Annotated in this window: 14 protein-coding genes; 8 read left to right on the top strand and 6 right to left on the bottom strand. The window is 47.7% G+C overall.

The window, feature by feature from the left end; translation table 11 throughout:
- Positions 1–56: 56 nt before the first annotated feature.
- The 3 genes from nhaC to OGY06_RS18480 all read right to left on the bottom strand — a co-directional run bounded on the left by nhaC (position 57) and on the right by OGY06_RS18480 (position 4743).
- Positions 57–1517 (bottom strand): Na+/H+ antiporter NhaC, encoded by a 1461-nt coding sequence (gene nhaC / locus OGY06_RS18490; protein ID WP_032944663.1) that lies wholly within the window; start codon positions 1515–1517, stop codon positions 57–59.
- A 193-nt stretch (positions 1518–1710) separates the two neighbouring features.
- Complete coding sequence (gene melR, locus OGY06_RS18485; RefSeq protein ID WP_003826064.1) at positions 1711–2649, bottom strand: transcriptional regulator MelR; 939 nt, start codon at positions 2647–2649, stop codon at positions 1711–1713.
- A gap of 345 nt (positions 2650–2994) precedes the next feature.
- The gene (locus tag OGY06_RS18480) at positions 2995–4743 is read right to left on the bottom strand and encodes a sigma-54 interaction domain-containing protein (protein WP_063941002.1); all 1749 of its coding nucleotides are present in this window, start codon (positions 4741–4743) and stop codon (positions 2995–2997) included.
- A 381-nt stretch (positions 4744–5124) separates the two neighbouring features.
- On the opposite strand from OGY06_RS18480, the gene dpaL reads away from it, so the two are divergent.
- The 4 genes from dpaL to OGY06_RS18460 all read left to right on the top strand — a co-directional run bounded on the left by dpaL (position 5125) and on the right by OGY06_RS18460 (position 10581).
- Positions 5125–6339 carry a diaminopropionate ammonia-lyase gene (gene dpaL / locus OGY06_RS18475; protein ID WP_286605905.1) on the top strand — a complete coding sequence of 405 codons (1215 nt, stop codon included), beginning with the start codon at positions 5125–5127 and terminating at the stop codon, positions 6337–6339.
- 32 nt (positions 6340–6371) lie between these two features.
- The gene (locus tag OGY06_RS18470) at positions 6372–7556 is read left to right on the top strand and encodes a YgeY family selenium metabolism-linked hydrolase (RefSeq protein ID WP_008785574.1); all 1185 of its coding nucleotides are present in this window, start codon (positions 6372–6374) and stop codon (positions 7554–7556) included.
- 67 nt (positions 7557–7623) lie between these two features.
- Positions 7624–9216, top strand: a complete 1593-nt coding sequence (locus OGY06_RS18465; RefSeq protein ID WP_200921263.1) for an N-acyl-D-amino-acid deacylase family protein — start codon at positions 7624–7626, stop codon at positions 9214–9216.
- A gap of 78 nt (positions 9217–9294) precedes the next feature.
- Positions 9295–10581, top strand: a complete 1287-nt coding sequence (locus OGY06_RS18460; RefSeq protein ID WP_149334855.1) for an MFS transporter — start codon at positions 9295–9297, stop codon at positions 10579–10581.
- 90 nt (positions 10582–10671) lie between these two features.
- On the opposite strand, the gene OGY06_RS18455 is transcribed toward OGY06_RS18460, so the two are convergent.
- Positions 10672–11844, bottom strand: a complete 1173-nt coding sequence (locus OGY06_RS18455; RefSeq protein WP_286605864.1) for a hypothetical protein — start codon at positions 11842–11844, stop codon at positions 10672–10674.
- A gap of 841 nt (positions 11845–12685) precedes the next feature.
- Here OGY06_RS18455 and evgA point away from each other — a divergent pair.
- Together evgA and OGY06_RS18445 are read left to right on the top strand one after the other, a co-directional pair.
- Complete coding sequence (evgA, locus tag OGY06_RS18450; protein WP_003826078.1) at positions 12686–13300, top strand: acid-sensing system DNA-binding response regulator EvgA; 615 nt, start codon at positions 12686–12688, stop codon at positions 13298–13300.
- Positions 13301–13304: 4 nt separating this feature from the next.
- Complete coding sequence (locus OGY06_RS18445; protein WP_286605862.1) at positions 13305–16547, top strand: ATP-binding protein; 3243 nt, start codon at positions 13305–13307, stop codon at positions 16545–16547.
- A gap of 74 nt (positions 16548–16621) precedes the next feature.
- Here the strand turns inward: OGY06_RS18445 and OGY06_RS18440 are convergent, their stop codons facing one another.
- A complete protein-coding gene (locus tag OGY06_RS18440; protein WP_003826081.1) occupies positions 16622–17254 on the bottom strand; it encodes a YfdX family protein in 633 nt (210 codons plus the stop codon).
- A 281-nt stretch (positions 17255–17535) separates the two neighbouring features.
- Here OGY06_RS18440 and OGY06_RS18435 point away from each other — a divergent pair, with 281 nt between their 5' ends.
- Both OGY06_RS18435 and OGY06_RS18430 read left to right on the top strand, forming a co-directional pair.
- Complete coding sequence (locus OGY06_RS18435; protein ID WP_003826082.1) at positions 17536–18132, top strand: DUF308 domain-containing protein; 597 nt, start codon at positions 17536–17538, stop codon at positions 18130–18132.
- Positions 18132–18479 carry an HdeA/HdeB family chaperone gene (locus tag OGY06_RS18430; RefSeq protein WP_353622742.1) on the top strand — a complete coding sequence of 116 codons (348 nt, stop codon included), beginning with the start codon at positions 18132–18134 and terminating at the stop codon, positions 18477–18479. The genes OGY06_RS18435 and OGY06_RS18430 overlap by 1 nt, the downstream gene beginning before the upstream one ends.
- A 206-nt stretch (positions 18480–18685) precedes the next feature.
- Here the strand turns inward: OGY06_RS18430 and OGY06_RS18425 are convergent, their stop codons facing one another.
- Positions 18686–21802 carry an efflux RND transporter permease subunit gene (locus OGY06_RS18425; protein WP_191236074.1) on the bottom strand — a complete coding sequence of 1039 codons (3117 nt, stop codon included), beginning with the start codon at positions 21800–21802 and terminating at the stop codon, positions 18686–18688.
- Positions 21803–21822 lie beyond the last annotated feature (20 nt).

Below are 21822 nucleotides of genomic sequence, written 5' to 3'. Positions count from 1 at the left end.
CTAATGGATATATTTAATTTACCCTGGTGATAGCTAAGATTTAGCTATTTAGTAGTTTATGATTTTTGCTCAACCATATTCTCAGTGGCTTCATTGGGCTCATATTTAGCAATGCCAATACCGGTTGCCGCCCACAGTAGGGCAAAGATGACGCCGCTGTAACAGAGGATTGCCCAGGGCAAGTAATCAAGCGTGGCAACGCCAAGCATAGTGGCGCAATAAACGCCTGAGGCAGACCAGGGGATAATCGGTTCGACAACGGTTCCGGCATCTTCAGTGGTTCGTGAGAGGTTTTTTGCCGCAAGACCTCGTTTTTTGTACTCCTCTTTAAAGGCATCACCGCACAGCAGCAACGGTAAGGTCCCATTTGCCGTGCAGGCACAGATGGTAAATGTCGTCACAATCGTGGTAGCCACCAGGCGGAATGTGGATTTAACGCCTTTTGTCAGCGCGTTTATCACGGTGTGCAGAGAGCCTGTCGCACTCATTGCCCCGGCAAAGCTAAATGCGCTGAAAACGGTAACGAAGCTGCTAAACATTGAAATAGCGCCGCCTCGCTCCAGTAAGCGGGAAACATCGGAAGACAGTGTCGGCAGATTATCTCCGGTAAGCATTGCGAGCTTAAAGCCACTGACAACGGATTCGCCGACAGAGGATGCCGTGAATTGCTGAAAGACTAACGCCAAAATCATTGAGACTATCGTAGATAAAAAGAGCATCGGAATGGGCGGTCTTTTTGACAGTGAGCCATATAAAACGATGATCGGCGGGAGTAGCAGCAGAATATTAAAGTGATAAATCTGACCAATAGAATTCATCAAGTTGGTAATGTTTTCTGGCGCGCTGGACGAGGCATCAATGCCCATGCCCATATAGCTGTAAACGACGCAGCAAATAATAAAACCCGGGCCGGTAGTCCACAGCAGGTGGCCGATATGCGAGTACAGGTTTACCCCGGCAGCCAGTGCAGCCATGTTGGTTGAATCAGAAACCGGTGAGAGCTTATCACCAAACCAGCAGCCTGAAACAATAGCACCAGCGGCAATGGGCAGCGAGACATTCAGACCAATCGCTACGCCAATCATGGCAATACCAACGGTCCCGATAGAACCCCAGGAGGTACCGGTGCATACTGAGATCAGTGCTCCCAGCATAAATGCCGAAATATAGAAATACTGCGGATTAATCCACTTCAGACCATAATAAATCATCATTGGAATAGTGCCTGACACCATCCATGCGCCAATTAAGAAACCGATACTGGCGACGATTAATATGACCGGCAGCGCTTCAGATATTTTATTGCAAATAGATTGTAGAATGTCATCCCATGTATAGCCGTGAGCGATGGCGATAAATGAGGCTGTTGCCGTTCCCATCAGGATCATGGGCTCAGCTCGAATATTGAAGATAAAATATCCGATACTAATCCCGCCCAGCATGACTACCATGGGTAAAACTGACCAAAAGAAAGACAATGGCTTTCTGTTGTTGGCGGTGCAGTTATTTAATTCCATAATTCCATCCCAATCGTTAATGGTTGAACACGTCAAATAAATACCTGCTACAGGTCACTCATGTCTGAGCAACATAGTTGCCAGAGTTCATGGCTGAACCCTATTTTATTAACTGCCGCAGATTATCTTTTTTGACCTGCTATTCTGGTGCTTATATTTTAGTAGTAAGGTAAGAGAACGTTTGGTGAATAAATTACCCCTCGGCATAAGGTGAATGATGTCGGCGTTGTTGACTCAATTTTCGATACTGCTGTGGCGGCATGCCGACGTATTTATGGAACGAGCTGTAAAATCGACTGCTGGAGCGAAAACCTGCAATTGTAGCGATATCCAGAATTGTTTTATCCGTATCGCTGAGTAAAGCTCGCACATGGTTAATGCGCATCGCGGTAATATACTGTTTCATCGTCAGTTGCATCACCCGATGAAAAATACCCATCGCATAATTGGGATTGAGCTTAACGTGTTCGGCAATAGCATCAACCGTAAGCTGTTTGTCGCAGTTGGCGGCAATAAACTCCAGCATCTGGCTGACGTAAAACTGTGAATGCCGTGAAATACTGTTTTTCTGGGTGCGCGACGTTTTGTTACCCAGTACCGGCCGCCAGCCAGCGAGGCTAAAGCGCTTGAGCATTAGCGCGATTTCATCAATGGCTAACTGGCGAATTTGTTCGTTATCGCTATTGAGTTCATTCTGCCAACGCTGTACTTCAAACGCGCTCAGCTGCTGCGAAGCCAACGAAGTAATCACCATCCCGTGGGTTACGTGATTAATCAGCTCCCTGTCCAGCGGCCAGGATAAAAACAGATGCATCGGTAAGTTGAAGATGGCCATCTGTTTACAGTGCCCGGCATCCGTGAGTTGATGGGGAGTACAGGCCCAGAACAAGGTGATAAAACCCTGTTTGCTCTTCACCACTTCGTCATTAAAGAGATACTCCACATCACCATCAAATGGCACGTTCACCTCAACCTGGCCATGCCAGTGGCTGTAGGTCATAGCCAGCGGCGCCCGCAGTTCGACATCCATACGCTGATACTCTGAATAGAGCGCCAGCGGACTTCGCGACTTTTTCTCATAGCTGCGACACATATGTGGGTCGAGCGGCAGCTGCGGGGTACTTTTTGCCATTATGGTTGGGTTCCTGGATAGTGATACCGGCCATGGGGTAACGCCAAAGCATGAACATAGCTTAACCGAAAAAAAACGTCGTTTTCTCTCCATTTTCGCGAAGTTATTCCCAAAAACTCAGATCCTGTGCCTGTCGCTTGCCGATCTGAGATATCGGGAATGGTGAGCTTTAATCTTAAAAGCGCTCAATCATAAGGGACTTTGCAGTACCTGACGGATGCGGCGCGGGTACCTTATCTGGGCCAACTAAAGCCTGTAAGCCGTAGGCCTGATAAGCGAAGCGCCATCAGGCATTGATGACCAGTAGCTTGCATCATGCGGACTTTATCGTTAAGAGGGGAAGGCTCACAAACCGTGCAGTTTTATTTTTCTATAGAGCGTGGCAATGCTGATCCCCAGTTCTGTCGCGGCTTGTTTTTTTCCCTCAACGCTTGAGCCGAATCGCTGGATGACGTTTTCGATAGCTTCCCTTTCCGCCTGTTTTCCTTTGCTGGCAAGCTGACGGGGTTGCGCGGCCATCGTCGTTTTTCTACCGTCAGCGGCGGTGAGCAGGTAGGGGGGAAGATGGCTGGCGTTGATCCCGGCGGCTTCTCCGCGCATCACAAAAATGTATTCGATCACGTTGCGTAATTCACGAATGTTGCCCGGCCAGTGCCAGGCATAAAGGCGGTTAATAACGTCATCAGGCAGTTTTTGCGGTGGTCGCTGGTAACTGACCGAGAACTCATCGGCAAAATACTGTGCGAGGACCGCGATATCAGCCCGGCGTTCACGCAGGGAAGGAAGTACCAGAGGGACCACGTTCAGGCGATAGAAAAGATCTTCGCGAAACTGATTATTCTCCACCATCGCATTAATGTTTTTGTTGGTCGCGGCAATAATGCGCACATCAATATTGATGGTGTTATTTGAGCCAACGCGGGTGATCGCCTTTTCCTGCAAGACCCTGAGCAGCTTGGCCTGCAGGTGCAACGGCATATCGCCAATTTCATCCAGAAACAGGCTGCCGCCGTTGGCCAGTTCAAATTTTCCCATTCGTCCTTTGGGATCGGCCCCGCTGAATGCGCCGCGAACATAACCAAACAGTTCGCTTTCCAGCAGTTGTTCGGGGATAGCCGCGCAGTTGATTGTCACGAAAGGCGCGGTTTTACGTGGACTGCTTTGGTGAATGGCAAAAGCCACGACCTCTTTCCCCGAGCCACTTTCCCCGGTGATGAGCACGCTGGCGTAACTGTTGGCGATTTTACCGATGGTGCTTCTGAGTTGCTCCATTGAGGGAGAGTGACCAATCAGTCTCACCTGCATGTCGGACTCATAAGGGGATGGAGTAAGGTTACTCAGGTAGTCGTGGGCATCACGAAAGATAACCATGGTTAAGCGATCGTTATCCTGCGAGGAGAGCGAAATTTGTTTGCACAGTACATGATGTTTCTGACCTTCAAGCGTCAGCCACGCTTCTTCATCGCCATACAGGCTATCCCCGGTTGTTTCAATGGTCAGTGGTAATCCCTGAACCTCACGGTTGAGGATGCGATCGGCTGAATGATTGGCATGCCAGATAAGCCCCTTGCCATCAATCGCCACCACGCCGCGGTCCATAGCATCGATCAGACGCCGAAATGCGCCAAGCGTTTCCTGCGCGCGTAAACGCTCCAGGCATTCAAAGACCTTACTGGAGATCATTACGGCGATTTGCTCAATAAAGGTGACAAATTTATCAATCTGGCTCAGTAACGTGTCACGCTGTGCCTGGGTTGAGCAAATAATCCCGATCACGCCAATCACGCGATTATTGAGAAAAATTGGTGCGTTCAAATCCAGCATTTCAGAACAGTAGTGGTGTTTTTCACATAACTGACACAGCGGATGCTCGCCGGGATTTTTGATCAGTACCGTTTCTCGCACCTGCAATACGTGACGATAGATGTAGCCATTTTTGGCCACGTTCTCATTGAGCATATGCCGGTATTTCCCGGTACCCGCGATGCGCATTAAAGATTCATCAATGATTTCAACGTCCGTGCCCGTTATGCCAGAAATAGCGTCGGCATAATTGCATATATCATCCTGAATATTGCTGAGTACTGAAATCATGGTACTTCTCCGGCAGTGTGTCGCATTTCTCAAGGAAAATGATAAATAGGCGAAGCAATGCAAAAATGATTTGCGAAAAATCAATCTATCACGCTGTTTTTGGATGTTTTTCTTATTTTATCTTCAGCGATCACACTATTTATCAATAATGAGAATTTATCAAAATGAGGCGATAAACTGACGCAGTGATATTTTTTGGTGTCAATTTTTAATTCTATTTAATTCATTGAAATCAAAGCCTTTATTAAAATTATTTTAAGAATTTACTCAATTTATAAAAAGCTGGTAAGCATTTTGCTCTATTGCCAATACCGATAACGGAAATATCTCTGTATTGCACCGATTACAGGGAATGAAATACCAGGACAATGAGGTTTTATGATGCAGGAAAACTTATCATTTTTTATTAACCAGACACCGTTTACCGAACATCCGAATGCGCCGTTGGCACCGTTTAGCCGCCAGGAACTGGTAAAAGCGTTGAATTTTCATCGGTCTATTCCGGGCTACGCGCCGACGCCGCTGTATACGCTACCGGCGCTTTCACAAAAACTGGGCGTAAAAAATATCTACCTCAAAGATGAATCTCAGCGTTTTGGCCTGAAAGCCTTTAAAGCGCTGGGTGGCTCCTATGCGATGGCGTGCCATATCGCTGAATTAGTTGGTAAGGATATCAGCGAACTGCCGTTTGACGTGATGACCAGTGAAGAGGTACGCCACGATCTGCAAACCGTCACGTTTGCCACCACTACTGATGGCAACCACGGTCGCGGCGTGGCATGGATGGCGCGCCAACTGAAGCAAAACGCCGTGGTGTATATGCCGAAGGGCTCTTCGCAGCAACGTCTGATCTCTATCCGTAACGAAGGCGCTACCGCTGAGATCGTCGATATGAACTATGACGATGCGGTTCGTATGACCGCAGAGCAGGCCGAAAAGTACGGCTGGATTGTGGTGCAGGATACCGCTTGGGAAGGATACGAAAAGATCCCGCAGTGGATTATGCAGGGCTACGGCACGCTGATGCTGGAGGCGATAGATCAGCTGCATCAGGTTGCGCCGACGCACATTTTTGTGCAGGCAGGCGTCGGTTCGTTTGCCGGAATGGTTCAGGGAATGGTGACGGCAGCCTGGGGGGAGAATCGCCCGAAAGTGATCGTCGCCGAAGCGTTAATTGCCGATTGCCTCTACCGCTCAGCCCGTTCGAAAGAGGGAGATGCCATTGCGGTGGGAGGTGATTTACAAACCGTGATGGCCGGTCTCGCCTGCGGTGAGGCGAACAGTATCGGCTGGAAACTGCTGCGCGATTATGCCAACGCATTTGCCTCCTGTCCTGATGAGGTTGCAGCGTTGGGCATGCGCATGTTGGGCAACCCGTTGGCAGGCGATCCACAGATTATTTCGGGGGAGTCAGGTGCGGTTACTACCGGTCTGCTGGCGCTGCTGATGACCTCGCCTGAACTGGCGCAAACGCGTGAGCAACTGGGGCTGGATGCGCACTCTCGTGTGCTGTTAGTCAGCACCGAAGGGGATACCGACCCGCAACAATATCTGGATATTGTCTGGGGCGGTCAGTACCCGGGCATCAACAAATAATTCCCTGATTGAGAGATATAACGGAGAAACCCATGTTATCTGCAAACCGCATTGAAGAAGTCATTAAAAACTGTCAGGCACTGATCCAACAAAAAAGTTATTCCGGTCAGGAAGGGGAAGTGGTTAATGCCATAAAAACAATGATGCAGCATTACCAATTCGATGACATCCATGTTGATAAGTACGGCAACATTGTTGGCGGCATTGTCGGCAACCAGCCGGGGAAAACGCTGGTTCTCGATGGACATATCGATACCGTGCCGGTGAATGAAGAGAAGTGGTCCCGCAACCCATACGGCGGCGATATTGAAGATGGCAAAATTTATGGTCGCGGCACAACTGACATGAAAGGCGCCGTGGCGGCGATGATCTCCGCCGTGGGCTTTTTCGGTCAAGACAATCAGCGAAATTTTGCCGGGAAAATCTACGTTGCGTGCATTGTGCACGAAGAGTGTTTTGAAGGTATTGCTGCCCGCCTGGTCAGCGAGCGCTATAAGCCAGACTACGTGATCATTGGTGAAGCTTCCGAGTTAAACCTGAAAATTGGTCAGCGTGGCCGTGCTGAGATTGTGGTCGAAACCTTTGGTAAGCCCGCACACTCCGCTAACCCACAGGCGGGGATTAACGCAGTGTACAAAATGGCGCAATTGATCGACAAAATTCGCACGATCACGCCGCCGACGCATCCGGTTCTGGGGCCTGGTATTCTGGAACTGACCGACATTAAATCTTCGCCGTACCCGGGAGCCTCGGTGGTACCGGATTACTGTCGCGCAACCTACGATCGCCGTTTGCTGGTGGGTGAAACCAAAGAAAGCGTGATTGCTCCGCTGGAAAATGCGCTTGCTGAACTTATTGCTCAGGATCCGCAGTTTAAGGCCCGAGTGTCCTACGCGGTGGGTCAAGAGTCTTGCTATACCGGCGCCACGATTGAGGGAGAGCGTTTCTTCCCTGGCTGGGTGTACGACGAGTCCGACGAATTTGTGCAGGCAGCGTTAGTGGGCATTCGTGAGGCTGGCTTTAATCCAACCATTACGCAGTACTCATTTTGTACCAACGGCAGCCACTATGCGGGCGAAGCGGGAATCAAAACCATCGGCTTCGGTCCTTCACGAGAAAACCTGGCACACACCATTGATGAGTATATCGAGATCGATCAGTTAACCGGCTCGGCCAGCGGCTATTACAGCATCATCCAGACACTCTATCGCCAATAAAAATAAAGATAACCACCTCTTACCTTACAGGCGGTGTCGCTCAGCAGCACCGCCATGGAGAATAACGATGAAAACCATTTTCAAAAACGGAAATGTAATCGATGGGACGGGCAGTGAAGGCAGAATTGCCGATGTGATGGTTGATGAAGGACGTATTGTCGAAATCGGTCAAATTGAGGTTGGCATCAATGAACAGGTAATTGATGCAACAGGAAAAATTATTTGCCCTGGCTTTATTGATACCCATACGCACTCTGACCTGTCGGCCATTATTAACCCCGCGCTGTCGGCAAAAATTCGTCAGGGTATCACCACCGAACTGTTGGGCCAGGATGGCGTCGCCTTAGCTCCGCTACCTGAAGAATATATTCCAGCCTGGCGTAAAAATATCGCCGGACTGGACGGTGACACCGACAAAATTGACTGGAAGTATAAAAATACAGACGGTTATCTCAATCTGCTGGCATCGCGTCATCCGGCGACAAACCTCGCGTATTTAGTTCCTCATGGCAACGTGCGCATGGAAGCGATGGGCCTGGATGGACGTCCTTCGACCCGTGAAGACGTGGCGAAGATGTGTGAAGTCCTTGAGCGGGAGCTAAAGGCTGGGGCATTTGGACTTTCCACTGGACTTATCTATATGCCTTGCGCCTTTGGTGATACTGCCGAAATGATTGAACTGTGTAAGGTCACGGCGAAATATGACGGGATCTTTGTGGTGCATCAGCGCAGTGAAGCTGACGATATTATCAACTCAACCCAGGAACTGATTGATATCGCCAAAGCCACCGGCGTCTGGCTACATATTTCGCATATGAAGGTTTGCGGCAAGAAAAACTGGGGGCTGATCGACCAGATGCTGGGCATGCTGGAACAGGCGCAGGAAGAGGGAATTCGTATCTCTTTCGACCAGTATCCGTATGTGGCGGGCAGTACGATGCTTGGCGTGATTCTGCCGCCCTGGGTTCACTCCGGTGGTACGGACAAATTACTTGAGCGTCTCGCCTCGCCCGAACTGCGCGCCAAAATGATTGGTGATATTCAGCAGGGTATTCCTGGCTGGGATAACTTTATCGATTTTGCCGGCTTGGACCAGATTTTTGTCACCAGCGTGAAAACGGCAAAAAATCAGGATGCTGTCGGTTTGAACCTCGTCCAGTTGGGCGAGCTGCGCGGAAAAGATCCGTATAACGCCACCTTCGATCTGCTCTTTGAAGAGGAAAACGCCGTGGGGATGGTCGACTTCTACGGTACCGAAGAGCACGTGATTAAGTTTCTCTGTCGACCTGAGCAAAACGTCTGTACCGACGGCTTAATGGGGGCAGGCAAACCGCACCCGCGCGTGTTTGGCGCATTCCCTCGCGTACTCGGTAAATATGTCCGTGAAGAGGGATGTCTGAGTTGGGAAGCGGCAATCCGCAAGATGACGGGAAAACCTGCTGAAGTATTGGGTTTACAGGATCGCGGACTGCTGAAGGTAGGTTATGCAGCGGATATTGTGATGTTCGATCCGAACACAATTACGGATAAAGGCACTTTTGTGGAACCCAATCAGTACCCGGAAGGGATTGAAATTGTCATGGTTAATGGGCGCATTGCCTTAATCAATGGCATGGAAAGTTATGCCTGTAGCGGTACGGTTATTAGAAAACAATATTAATAAATAACGCTAAACACGCATGGATCTATCGCGACTATTTATGGCCGCGGTAGATCACTACACCCTAAGGACATCACAATGAACCTACAAACGTCTTTACCTTCAGGTAAACCCAAGACCTGGAAAGCAAGATATACCGTCCTGACTCTGATCTGGCTGGCGTGGCTGCTCTCTTTTCTCGACAGAATGGTGATGAGCGTTTCGCTCCCTTATATTGGTAAAGATTTAAATCTTGATACGACTCAACAAGGTTTAATTATTAGCGCCTTTTTTATTGGTTATGCTGCGTTTCAAATTCCCGGTGGATTACTGGCAGATAAGTTTGGCTCGCGCAAAATCATGGCCATTGGTATTGCATGGTGGTCTGTGTTCACCAGCTTAACCGGCGCTGTGCTGACGCTGCCGCTGATGTTAGCAGTACGATTCTTCTTTGGTATCGGTGAGGGGTGTTTTCCGTCGGCCTCATGGAAGATGATATCAACCTATTTCCCGTCGAAAGAGCGTGGTCGCGCCACGGCGATTCAGTCAACGGTTAACACCTTAGGCCCAGCGCTGGCGGTAGTTGTGGCGGCAAGCATCATCGGGGCATTTGGCTGGCACATGGTTTTTATCGTGCTGGGTATTCCCGGTCTGTTTATCGCGGCAGGTATCTACTTATTTACGCGTGACAACCCGAAAGAGCACCCTGCCATTACGCAGCAAGACCTGGCTGAGCTGGCTGCTGACGATCAGGGGAGCCTGCAAAACACCAGTGCTATCGCGTTTAAAGACGTACTCAAAATGCCGGTGCTCTGGCAAATGGCCAGCATCTGGTTTTTGTTTGATATCACCTTCTGGGGTTTTTCAACCTGGCTACCAAGCTATCTGATTACCGTACGAGAGTTTTCTCTGGCAAAGACCGGGGTCATGGCAGCCATTCCCTTCCTGTTCGGGGCAGGCGGAACATTATTAGGCGGTTATTGCTCAGACAAATTCAAACCCCAGCGTAAAACGCTGTATGTTGTAACTTCTGTTATTGCCGCGGGATTCCTGTATCTGACTTTCAGCGTGAGCAGTGCAGATATGGCGGTGGTTTATCAGTGTGTCTCAGCCCTGTTCATGTTCTTTGCCATGGCGACGTTCTGGGGCATTCTGATGGATACGATCCCGAGCAACATCATGGGGCGGGCATCCGGTATTGTTAACTTTGGCGGCCAGATGGCGGGGGTTGTATCAGCGCCTATCATCGGCTGGCTTATCCAAAGTAGTGGCGGAAGCTATAACAGCGCCTTTATCTTTATGATTGCTGCACTGTTGTGCTCAGCTGTCGTTACGCTGACAGTCAAAAGCTCGCACGCAGTGGGGGCGTTGCCCAGTAAAGCCTGAAAAATGTTTCTCTCTCTTGTGGCTCTGCTGTTCCAGAGCCACATTAAGGATGACGGAAATAAGTGATTAAGAGCCTATCCCATTAGGCTCTTAGTGGAAACTCAGGAATCGGTTGGAAAGAAATGCAGAGGATCTTTTAATCGTTTTCTCTAAGGAAAACAGTATAGGATTTTGTAAACTACAAAAATGAGATGTTTTGTTATCTCTTTTATCTATAACAGGATAGGGGTAAAAAACCTTATTTTTAGGGAAGCATTCTGTATAAATGCTCATATGGTTTAATACTTCGCTGTTCAATGGTTTGGCCTTGTTACATATCTCGTTGGCGAATGCACTGCATTTGCTGCAATTACAACGACATGCAGAATAGTCAGTCGAGATGAGGGAATCATTATTGCCAATATTAAATCCTAACTTTCCTCGCCGGATATAAGCATCCATTATTCCACTGGCTTCATATTTTAGCAGTAATCCCTCCCGTTCACTCCGCGTTAAAGATGGCGATAATATATAACTCAGCAACAAGGTGGTTCTTTCATTTATGGATGGATATAGATTTAAGTTGTTGATCTGTTTCGTCTTAATGATGAAATAGGACGCGACGACAAAGCCAAGGCATCGAGCGGTGCTCATGTGCAGATCCCAGTTGTCTTTTTGTACGGTATATTCGTATGTTACAGGCATGAGTGAATGTTCGTACGCTAAAAAGTCGGCAATAAACTCCATGGTCCTGATATACGGAAGTTGGTTGCCATTCATCTTGATGTATTGATGTTGGTAACACATCAAATGAACCAATTCATGAAAGAAAACAAAGTTCATAAAAGATCGGGCGGTGTTAAGAGAAACCTCTACTGAATGTATGTCAACGCGATTGGCTATAATACATAGTGCTGTATCGGCTAAGGCTGTGTGTTTAAATATGGAGGCAAGGTCGAGACTGATGTTTAAGTTGTATGCTCCCGCAACAATAATTACCCATGAATAGAATCTGTGATTAATTGCAATATATGCAATATCTTCGTGGATAACTATCTGGATTAATGGTTCATTTTCGTTCACAAAACCCCATACGGTTTTGTTCACCGGGATGAGTGAGTCTTTACCCAGCCATGCTTCGATCATCAAATCCAGCTCAGTAAATGAGTACCATGTAATATCGGTATCAATATCTTCAGGTGAACACCAGGATTGATAAGGCCATGCGTCAGGCATTGTGTCAGGGAATACAACATTGTTTAATGATTCTCGTATTTGATTCATTTTGCTATACGCCATCAATCAATTGCTTTGCTTACTACCAGAAGCGAAACGTAAGTTGCTGTTCTGGTAACCTATTTTTCTCCTTAGAATGTGAAAGTGGTGCTTTTAACGTTGGCCGGTTTTTCTTCCCGCCAGGTTGTGCCAGTGTACGATCCCTCTGTGTTTACAGTTTCTCCAAAATTCAGGTTAGTAAAATTGTTATCACCCGAAAGTATGAAAAAATGCGCTATCTTATTTTTTTAGCAGCGCATCGATGTAACCTGGAAATTTGAAAATGCGCTGTTTCTGCTTTATTTAAGCATAAAGACAAGTGTAGGATAATTTCATATAGAAATAAAATTAACAAAAAACGGTCGTAGGCAACGTATTGAAAAATAATATTTGTTTGTAATGTAAAGTTGCTGGTATAGAAATATGCATGGGAATGTTCAACGTAAGCGGCTATTTGATGGCGGCTTTCCACCATGCCACCCTAACGGAATGTTCGTCAGATGAGGGCATTTTCCGTATTTTTACGGTTCTAATGCTTACTACGCTATTGATATTAATAACTTTGTTAAGAATGAACCCTAATAAATGAAAGACCTGTCCTACATGTGTAGGAATTTTCTTTTACGTTGTGTTAATGATTTGATATTCGCAAAGGTTCAAAGTTTAATTTTTGTAAATCAAAATGTTATTTTTATGATTTATTCATTCGAATTATGAAAAAATAATAAAATATACGCGTGGCTATGCTAGAATTTTCCTCTTAAAGTCTTGCGTTTATAAAACATAATATTGAAGACTCATCTGCTCTATAGCCATCGCCTCTCTTTATTTATCGGGATTCTTATACGCAATGAACGCGATAATCGTTGACGATCACCCATTGGCTCGCATTGCCATCCGCAACTTACTCGATACCAATGGTATCGCTGTGACCACCGAACTCGACAGTGGGGATCAAGTGGTTCAAACCGTTGAAAAAACCAAACCGGAGCTGTTGATTATCGATGTGGATATTCCGGGTATCAGTGGCATCGAAGTGCTGGAGCAGCTGAGAAAGCGGCACTATGCTGGTGTAATCATTATCATTTCAGCCAAAAATGAAATTTTTTACGGCAAACGTAGCGCCGAATACGGTGCCAACGGATTTGTGAGTAAAAAAGAAGGTATGAATAATATTCTTGCCGCAATCGAAGCAGCAAAAAATGGCTATAGCTATTTTCCCTTTTCCCTTGAGCATTTTACTGGTTCATCCGTCAGCGAGCAGGATAAGCTTGATACGTTGTCGAACCAGGAAATGAGAGTATTGCGTTATATCCTTAATGGCATGGATTACAGCACAATTGCCAGCAAAATGAATATCAGTAATAAAACGGTAAGTACCTATAAAAGCCGGTTGATGGAAAAATTAGATTGTTCATCATTAATTGAAATTTATGATTATGCGCAGAGAAATAAAATAGGATAGAGTAATGCTGGAACGCTTTTTTATTTTTTTGATGGTCATCTTTACCATCGGGTTGTCTACGGGTGTAAGCTCAGCTCGGCAAGTTGAGCTAAAAAGTAACTATAATACCTCAGTGCAAAATATCGGCTTGAACAGGGAAGAAACAAACTGGTTAGCGCATAAAAAAACCTTGGTTGTTGGCACCTGGTTACCGGAAGTCTCCCCCATTGTTTATCAAAATAGCGGTGAATATTATCGGGGCGTCAACGCGGATTACCTTGCGTTAATGCAAAAGAACCTCAATCTAAAAATCATTATAAAGCAGTATGATAATGAACAAGAGGCGCAGGCCGCGCTCGCCAATAACGATGTTGATACGCTGATAACCCAACTGTCACGACGCCAGGATGTTGGCGGAAATCTGTTGCGCACTTCGGCATTGCTGACCACATGGCCGACGCTTGTAACATCGCTAAAAAACACTCTGCTGCCGCTGACCACGAACCATCAGGTTAGCGTCGCGTGTGTGCGGGATTGCCCTTTTATCGATGTTATCCAGGGGGCTTTTCCTGAGGCTAAAGTCTCATTTTATGACGACGAGTATCAGGCTATGGCGTCGGTAGTGAATGGCGATAACCAATATTATATTGGTAACAATATCACCAGCAGTCATTGTATCTCTCGATACTTCTCACAATCACTGGTTATTACGCACTACTTTGATAAGCAAGAACAATATAATTATTTTGTCGTTAACGAAGATCAGCCTGTATTAAGAAATATTCTTGATGGTTTCATTACGTCAATCAGTAATGAAATTCATATGCAAGTCATGCAGAACTGGCTGAACCGCGGCAACCTTGCCTATCTGAATGCGCCTATTCCTTTCACCGATCAGGAAAAAGCGTGGTTGAAGAAAAAGCATGTTATCCGCATTTTAATCAACCCAGATTACTCGCCCTATACGCTGGTCGATCGCAGTGGTGAGTTACGCGGTATTGTTGGTGATTTGCTGAATATTATTCATCTGCAAACGGGGCTCGATTTTGAACCCATTTTAGCTAGCTCCAAAAGTGAGCAGACAAAGCAAATAAGCGGCGAACAGTGGGATATGTATCCCACTATCACGCTAACTCATCAAAACCCGAGCAATTCGGCCTTTAGCGATCCGCTGATGAATGTGGCATTTGTGATGATCACTTCCCGTGAGGAAACCGCCAATTCGCTACTGGAGAAGCCGATACGCATTGCTTTGCCTGCCGGGCATGTGCTGGAAAGCGAGCTGAAGCAACGCTATCCGCAGGCCACCTGGGTGAATGCGGATACTGGCAGTGTTGCGATGGCCATGGTTAAGGAGGGCAGCGTTGATGCGGCAATCGCTACCGAATTGTCGGCAAGATTTATGGTCGATCATTACTACCAGAAAAATATGCACTTTTTTAGGCTTCCAGATATGCCTGGTGCGTCGGTAAGTTTTGCAATCTCTCCCCGCGAGCCGATGGTGAAGTCTGTTATGGATAAAGCGCTACAGGCCATACCGCCACGTGAGATTTTGCAGATGACGGAGAGGTGGTCGAAAATTTCCAATACGCAGGTCGATTTCTGGAGTCGATATAGCAAACAGTTCTATCAACTGGGGATATTCGCGCTGCTGCTGATAGCAATTAGCCTGATCTGGGGGATCTCACTCTCCCGTGAGGTAAATAAAAGGAAACAATCGCAGCGGCTACTGGAAGAGCAGCTTCATCTCAAAGAAGCATTATCTCAAGAACTGGAAAACGAAAAGAATAAAGCGATTGAAGCAACCAAGGCCAAAAGTCGCTTTCTGGCGAGTATGAGCCATGAATTACGTACTCCGGTAAGTTCGATTGTTGGCTTTGTGGAATTACTGTCGAGTTCAGAACTCAGCCCGGCACAGCGAAAAGAGGCGATTGCCCTTACCGGGGCGACGGCCCAGTCATTGCTTGCGCTGATCGGTAAGATTCTGGATGTGGATAAGATTGAGTCTGGTAAATACCAGGTTGTTCCTCAATGGACAGATCTCTCGCAGCTCATTGAATTGCAGTGCCACTCTTTCGATGCTTTAGCCAGACAGAAAGGCATTACACTTGCCTGCGTTAGCCAGTTGCCAGCAAACGAGCGGGTATTTGTCGATCAGCAGGCTTTGCGGCAAATTCTCACCAACCTGGTGGGTAATGCGTTGAAGTTTACCGAGCAGGGCAGCATTCATGTAACGGCCCGTTTGACGCCTGACGGGGAGAATCACGGTACCCTGACCATCGCCATTAGCGACACCGGTTGCGGGATTAGTGAAGAGGAGCAGGCGGGGTTGTTTCAGCGTTACGCTCAGGGGCGCTGTGGGCGTCAACAAACCGGTTCTGGTCTGGGGTTATTTATCTGTAAAGAACTGGTGACGCTGATGGGCGGGACGCTGGAGTTGATGAGCGTCCCGTTGCAAGGAACCACGTTTACCATAACGCTGCCGGTTGAAACGGCTCGACAGTCAATTGTATCGGATGGCGATGCGCCAGGTACTCTGTTACCGCTGCCGTGTCTGTCTATTTTGATAGCTGACGATAATCCAACCAATCGCCTGCTGCTCAAGCGACAGTTGAATGCCATTGGCTACAGCGTGGATGAAGCGTGTGATGGGGAGGAAGCAGAAGCCAAACTGGCGAAAAAATCGTACGATCTGCTGATAACCGATGTAAATATGCCGAAAAAAGACGGGTTTGATCTCGCGGCTTCGCTACGTCGTCAACAGCCGAATTTACAAATATGGGGACTGACGGCCAGCGCACTTCCACAGTCACGCGATCGATGCCTACAAAATGGTATGAATTTGTGCCTGTTCAAACCTGTGTCGATTCAGACACTGACCCATGAATTGAGTAAAATCGAAACCGGTTATTCGTCTCCTTGTACAATCCGGCATTTGAAATTCAATGTGTTGACGGAAAATACCGGCGGCGATCGCGCACTCATGAACGAGATTCTCGAGACATTTCGCGAGGCAACGCTGAATGATATACAAGCGGCTGAGAAAGCCGTTTTGCAAGATGAGCCTCAGCTGTTTTTGCGAGCCCTTCACCGGTTGCATGGCTCGGCGCAAATTCTGGGTATCACTGCGCTACAGAACCTGTGCGAACCTTTCGAATCCAGACGACATGACGATCTTCCTCTGGCAGTACGCGAGGAGGCATTGCAGAAGATTATTGCTGTTATGCGGGAAATTGAGATTGAGATAGACAGTCTGATTAGCCATTAATCCCCCTGATCGGGTGGCCGTAGCTGCCCGATCAGGAGAGAAAGTCCTGGTTCAACACTCCGTAGTGCTGAGTACTACTGGCCTGCGCCGATCATCTCGCTATCGACTACAATGCCATCTTCAGCACCTTTTAACACAAGGTTTGCTTCATAGTATTTACCGGAAGTCAGCAGTTTTTGCGCGCTGGCAACGGCTTTACGAGTCTGATTCAGAGGCATCAGGTATTGGGTCTGAAGCACGCTGATACCAGCCAGTTGCAGAGTATCAACTGCACCTTTCCAGTCGCCTTTGGCCATTTTGCCATTCGCTGTTTTGATAGCGGATTCTTTGGCCGGAGTCGCAATATAGTCTTCTGACAGCGCGACCGTAGCGTTAATAACCACGTACTGATCGTCAATCATCTTGGCTTTAGGCGCAGCTTTTACAAATTTCGCCCAATCTTTGCTGTCGCCTGCCAGCAGGGAAGCCGCGTCATCGGTTAATTTTTTAGCGCTGTCAGGCTGTCCATGAAACAGGGCCAGACGAGCAAGCTGAATATCACGCATCGCATTTGCACCTTGCACTGCGACCTGCATAACATCGGCAGCTTCTTTTTGTACATTTGCTGTAGCAGCTTGCGCCGGAGTGGTTGTGGTAGCAGTAGCAGCCATCACTGGTGCTGAACCCATCATGGTTGCAAGCACACCCGCAAGAATAATCTTTTTCATTACTTTCTCCTGAATAAATTTGGTATATGTCACCAAACGCAATAAGCATATTAAATAATGTTAAAGAGAGGAATCAGAGCCAAGATAGAATAATGACCGTTTAATCCTACAAGTGTCAGATGTCTGACATGTGTAGGAATATACGCATAGCGACATTCTCTTGTTCTTATATACGCTTCCTTAGTGGAAGTCTTATCATTCCACTGTAAGTAACATATGTTGAGTGAGTAATAATTCTTGTGTCAACAGGTTACATTGCGTTTATGTATAACGGAGGATGTATGTTTGTTTTTAATCAGCGTAGCCTGAGAGCGTTTAATGAAAAAACACTCGTTCATTATAAAAAGCACGCGACGATTATGGCGGTGTTGATGTTGATTTGTGGCATCTGCTGCTTGATTTATCCGATTGCTGCAGGTGTTTATTTAAGCTATGCAACCGGTTTTATGTTCCTGGTATGTGGTTTCTATTCTATTTATAGCCTGTTTAGCTCAGGTAAAAAGCAATTGAAAGCCAAATTTACTTATGCCTTTTTTGCTATCGCGTGGTTACTGCTGGGTTACTGTTTCCTCGTGAATCCTGTGATAGGCATGAATTCACTGGCAATGGTATTTTGCTGCCTGTTTATTCTGGGGGGGATTTTTCGTATCGCCTCTGGGGTCAAACTGTTCCGTAGTCCGGGTTATGGATGGAACATTTTCATTGGTATTTTTGACCTGCTTATTGCCGGCGTATGGCTGAATATGGATCCCGACAGATCGTATGTATTTACCTCAATCTTTATTGGTGTCGAGATGATCTTTAGTTCTTTAGCTTTTATCAGTCTGCGTAGAAATGCGACGCTGGTTAAAACTGATAAGCTCGCCGATAAAAATTAATACTACTTCTGGAGCGCATAGTGAATATTAAGATGATGGTTTCTGCAGCTATTCTTGTGACCTCTGTTATGGCACCAATGACCCATGCTTTGGCTACTCAGGCAACGGAAGCTGCGCCACAAGATATGACCTGTAAAGAATTTGTTGATATGAGTCAGCAATACAAGACGGCAATTGCCTTTGTGATTGTTAATAAAAATTCGGACTTTAAAGGCGATGATTATGTTCCCCTGCATGAGGTGGAAACGGAAGCTGTACCGAAAATGGTTAAAATGTGCCATCAGCATCCGAATACAAAACTGGGTGAACTGGCTGTAAATCTGAAAGGTTCCGGTCTGCACTATTGATTAACCGTTTTGATAGCCTGGCATTCGTTAGAACTGACAACCTCCGTACCTACCCCAGTCGTTCCCTACAAAAAATCCGCGTAATGCTTACCCTGCTATCCACGAGAAACTCGCTGGATAGCCGTGCCCACTAATAACCGTAGACCTGACAAACGAAGCCCCATCCCTGGGATTTAATAATCTAAACCCAGGGATAGGGCAGGGGATCAGCGTCGAGCTTTAAATCGCGCTAACGTATTTTCAACGAGGACAAAGAACACTGGAACAAAATAGATTGCCAGTACCGTCGCGGCCAGCATTCCTCCGATAACCCCCGTACCGACGGCATTTTGCGCACCAGAGCCCGCGCCGTTGCTTATTGCCAGCGGAATAACCCCCAGGATGAAGGCCAGTGAGGTCATCAGAATTGGACGTAAGCGCATTTGCGCGGCTTCCACTGCAGCTTCAAGCGGCGTTTTCCCTTCTTTCTGCATAATCTCGACGGCAAACTCGACGATCAGAATGGCGTTTTTAGCCGACAGCCCCATGGTGGTGAGCAGGCCTACCTGGAAATAAACATCATTGCTCAGGCCGCGCAGATCGGTAGCCAGTAAAGCGCCGACCACCCCGATTGGCACAACCAGCATCACCGAGAACGGGATCGACCAGCTTTCATACAGTGCCGCCAGCGCCAGAAACACGACGATCAGCGAAATGCCGTACAGCATTGGTGCCTGGTTTGTGGATAGCGCCTCCTGATAAGACAGACCGGTCCAGGCATAGCCGACGCCTGCGGGCAGTTTATTAATCAGCGATGCCATAAATTTCATCGCATCACCACTGCTTTTCCCTTCAACCGGCTGGCCCAGAATTTCCATTGCGGGTTGACCGTTGTAGCGTTCAAGGCGAGGAGAACCGTAGGTCCACTCGGTGGATGAGTAGGCGGAAAGCGGCGTCATTGCGCCGGAGGCGTTACGTACGTACCAGTGGTTGATATTGTCCGGCAACATACGGAACGGCGTATCGGCCTGGACATACACTTTTTTTACGCGCCCCTGGTTCAGGAAATCATTAACATAGCGACTACCAAACGCGGTGGAGATGGTCTGATTAATATCTGATAACGCAACGCCCATAGCTTCAGCCTTTTTGGCGTTGACGTGAATGCGGAACATCGGTGTATCTTCCAGGCCGTTCGGACGTACCCCGTCAACCTCACCGGATGACTGGTTGGCCAAAGCCAGAAGCTGGTTCCGCGCCTGCATCATTTTCTCATGCCCAAGATTACCGTTATCCAGTAGCTCCATATCAAAACCTGAAGCCGTCCCCAGTTCCGCGACTGCGGGTAAATTGAACGGATAAACGACGGCATTATTGATGGTGCTTAAGGCCATCATTGCCCGTCGAATAATGGCGGTAACCGAGTTTTCTTCGCCAATGCGTTCTGACCAGGGCTTCAGGCTGATAAACGCCAGACCGTTGTTTTGTCCCTGGCCGCTGAAACCAAATCCGCCAACGGTGAAAACAGAAGCGACGTTTTTCTGTTCTTTTGTCAGGTAGTAGTCGGTTATTTCTCCGAGCACTTTGCTGGTGTTCACCATCGTTGAACCCGAAGGCAATTGTGCCGTGGTCATGAATACCCCCTGATCTTCTTCAGGCAGAAAGGAGGTCGGAGTGCGTAAAAACAGCACAATCATGCCCGCGCCAATGACTAAATAGACGACCATATAGCGGCCTGTGCGACGTAGCAGTCTACGGGTGCTGTCCGTGTAGTGCTGAGTGCATTTCTCCATGAAGTGGTTGAAACGGGTAAACAGAAAATGTGTGTTTGCTTTTTCTCCCTCGTGAGATTTTAACAGCATGGCGCAAAGTGCTGGCGTCAGGCTCATTGCCACAAATACCGACAGCAGCATGGAGGAGATTAAGGTGATGGAAAACTGACGGAAAATTTCACCCGTTGCTCCGCTCATAAACGCCATCGGCATAAATACGGCGGATAACACGACGGCAATACCAACCAGCGCCCTCTGGAGTTGGCCCATTGCTTTATGCGTTGCCGCTTTTGGGGACAAGTGCTCTTCAGCAATAATACGTTCTACGTTCTCAACCACCACGATGGCATCATCGACCAACAGCCCTATCGCCAGCACCATGCCAAACATCGTGAGCGTGTTAATCGAAAAACCGGCGACGTCGAGTATTGCAAAGGTTCCGAGGATAACCACCGGAACGGCGATAGTGGGGATAAGCGTCGCACGGAAACTCTGCAAAAACAGATACATGACGAGGAATACCAGAATGATTGCCTCGATCAAAGTATGAAAAACACCCTGAATCGAAATCTCGATAAACGGCGTGGTGTCATAGGGATAAACGGTTTTCATACTGGCCGGAAACCAGGCCGATAATCTGTTCAGCTCTTGTTTGACCGCCTGGGACGTTGCCAGGGCATTGGCGCCAGCGGCAAGTTTAATCGCAATCCCGGCGGCGGGTTTGCCGTTGTAACGTGCAACCGTTGCATAATTTTCCGCACCCAGCTCAATGCGCGCGACATCGCGCAGCAGAACCTGAGAACCATCTTGCTGAACTTTAAGGAAGATCTTGCCAAATTCATCGGTCGTTTGCAGACGCGTCTGGACGATTATCGACGCATTTAACTGCTGATCGGCTGACTGAGGCATGCCCCCCAACTGCCCGCCAGATATCTGATTATTTTGCACTTTGAGCTGGGTAATGACGTCCTCGGGAGTGAGGTTATACTTGTCGAGCTTTTGCGGATCCAACCAGATGCGCATGGCGTATTGAGAACCGAATAACTGCACGCTCCCCACCCCGGCAGTGCGGCTTAGCGGATCTTTAATGTTCGAGGCCACATAGTCGGCAATATCATATTGGCTCAGGCTGTTATTATCAGAGATAAAACCGGCGACCATTAATATATTGCTGCTGGATTTATCAACGCTGATCCCTTGCTGTTGTACTTCCTGTGGCAAGGAAGGCATCGCCAGCTGTAGTTTATTCTGTACCTGAACCTGCGCAATATCGGGTGACGTACCCGTTTTGAAGGTCAGGATAATCGAGGCATTACCTGCCGCATCGCTGGTGGATGACATATACATCAGGCCATCAAGACCATTCATATTCTGTTCAATCACCTGGGTGACGGAGTCTTCAACGGTCTTTGCGTCAGCCCCTGGGTAGGCAGCGCTGATGGTAATGGTTGGGGGCGCAATTTGTGGATATTGGGCGACAGGCAGGTTCATTATCGCGATACCGCCCGTAAACATCATGATAATAGCGAGCACCCAGGCGAAAACCGGGCGCTCAATAAAAAAGTTGGCCATGAAGAAAGTGTCCTTAATGC

Origin of the sequence: Citrobacter sp. Cpo147 (assembly GCF_030332405.1) — a bacterium.
GTDB classification, from domain to species: Bacteria; Pseudomonadota; Gammaproteobacteria; order Enterobacterales; family Enterobacteriaceae; genus Citrobacter; species Citrobacter portucalensis.
Note: the sequence above shows the minus strand (reverse complement) of the source record. Positions and strands in the feature narration are given on the sequence as shown.

Coding starts and splice junctions, on each gene's coding strand:
- OGY06_RS18470 (WP_008785574.1), top strand. CDS start 6,372: ATGTTATCTGCAAACCGCATTGAAGAAGTCATTAAAAACTGTCAGGCA.
- OGY06_RS18465 (WP_200921263.1), top strand. CDS start 7,624: ATGAAAACCATTTTCAAAAACGGAAATGTAATCGATGGGACGGGCAGT.
- OGY06_RS18455 (WP_286605864.1), bottom strand. CDS start 11,844: ATGAATCAAATACGAGAATCATTAAACAATGTTGTATTCCCTGACACA.
- nhaC (WP_032944663.1), bottom strand. CDS start 1,517: ATGGAATTAAATAACTGCACCGCCAACAACAGAAAGCCATTGTCTTTC.
- OGY06_RS18435 (WP_003826082.1), top strand. CDS start 17,536: ATGTTTGTTTTTAATCAGCGTAGCCTGAGAGCGTTTAATGAAAAAACA.
- OGY06_RS18440 (WP_003826081.1), bottom strand. CDS start 17,254: ATGAAAAAGATTATTCTTGCGGGTGTGCTTGCAACCATGATGGGTTCA.
- evgA (WP_003826078.1), top strand. CDS start 12,686: ATGAACGCGATAATCGTTGACGATCACCCATTGGCTCGCATTGCCATC.
- OGY06_RS18445 (WP_286605862.1), top strand. CDS start 13,305: ATGCTGGAACGCTTTTTTATTTTTTTGATGGTCATCTTTACCATCGGG.
- OGY06_RS18480 (WP_063941002.1), bottom strand. CDS start 4,743: ATGATTTCAGTACTCAGCAATATTCAGGATGATATATGCAATTATGCC.
- dpaL (WP_286605905.1), top strand. CDS start 5,125: ATGCAGGAAAACTTATCATTTTTTATTAACCAGACACCGTTTACCGAA.
- melR (WP_003826064.1), bottom strand. CDS start 2,649: ATGGCAAAAAGTACCCCGCAGCTGCCGCTCGACCCACATATGTGTCGC.
- OGY06_RS18460 (WP_149334855.1), top strand. CDS start 9,295: ATGAACCTACAAACGTCTTTACCTTCAGGTAAACCCAAGACCTGGAAA.
- OGY06_RS18425 (WP_191236074.1), bottom strand. CDS start 21,802: ATGGCCAACTTTTTTATTGAGCGCCCGGTTTTCGCCTGGGTGCTCGCT.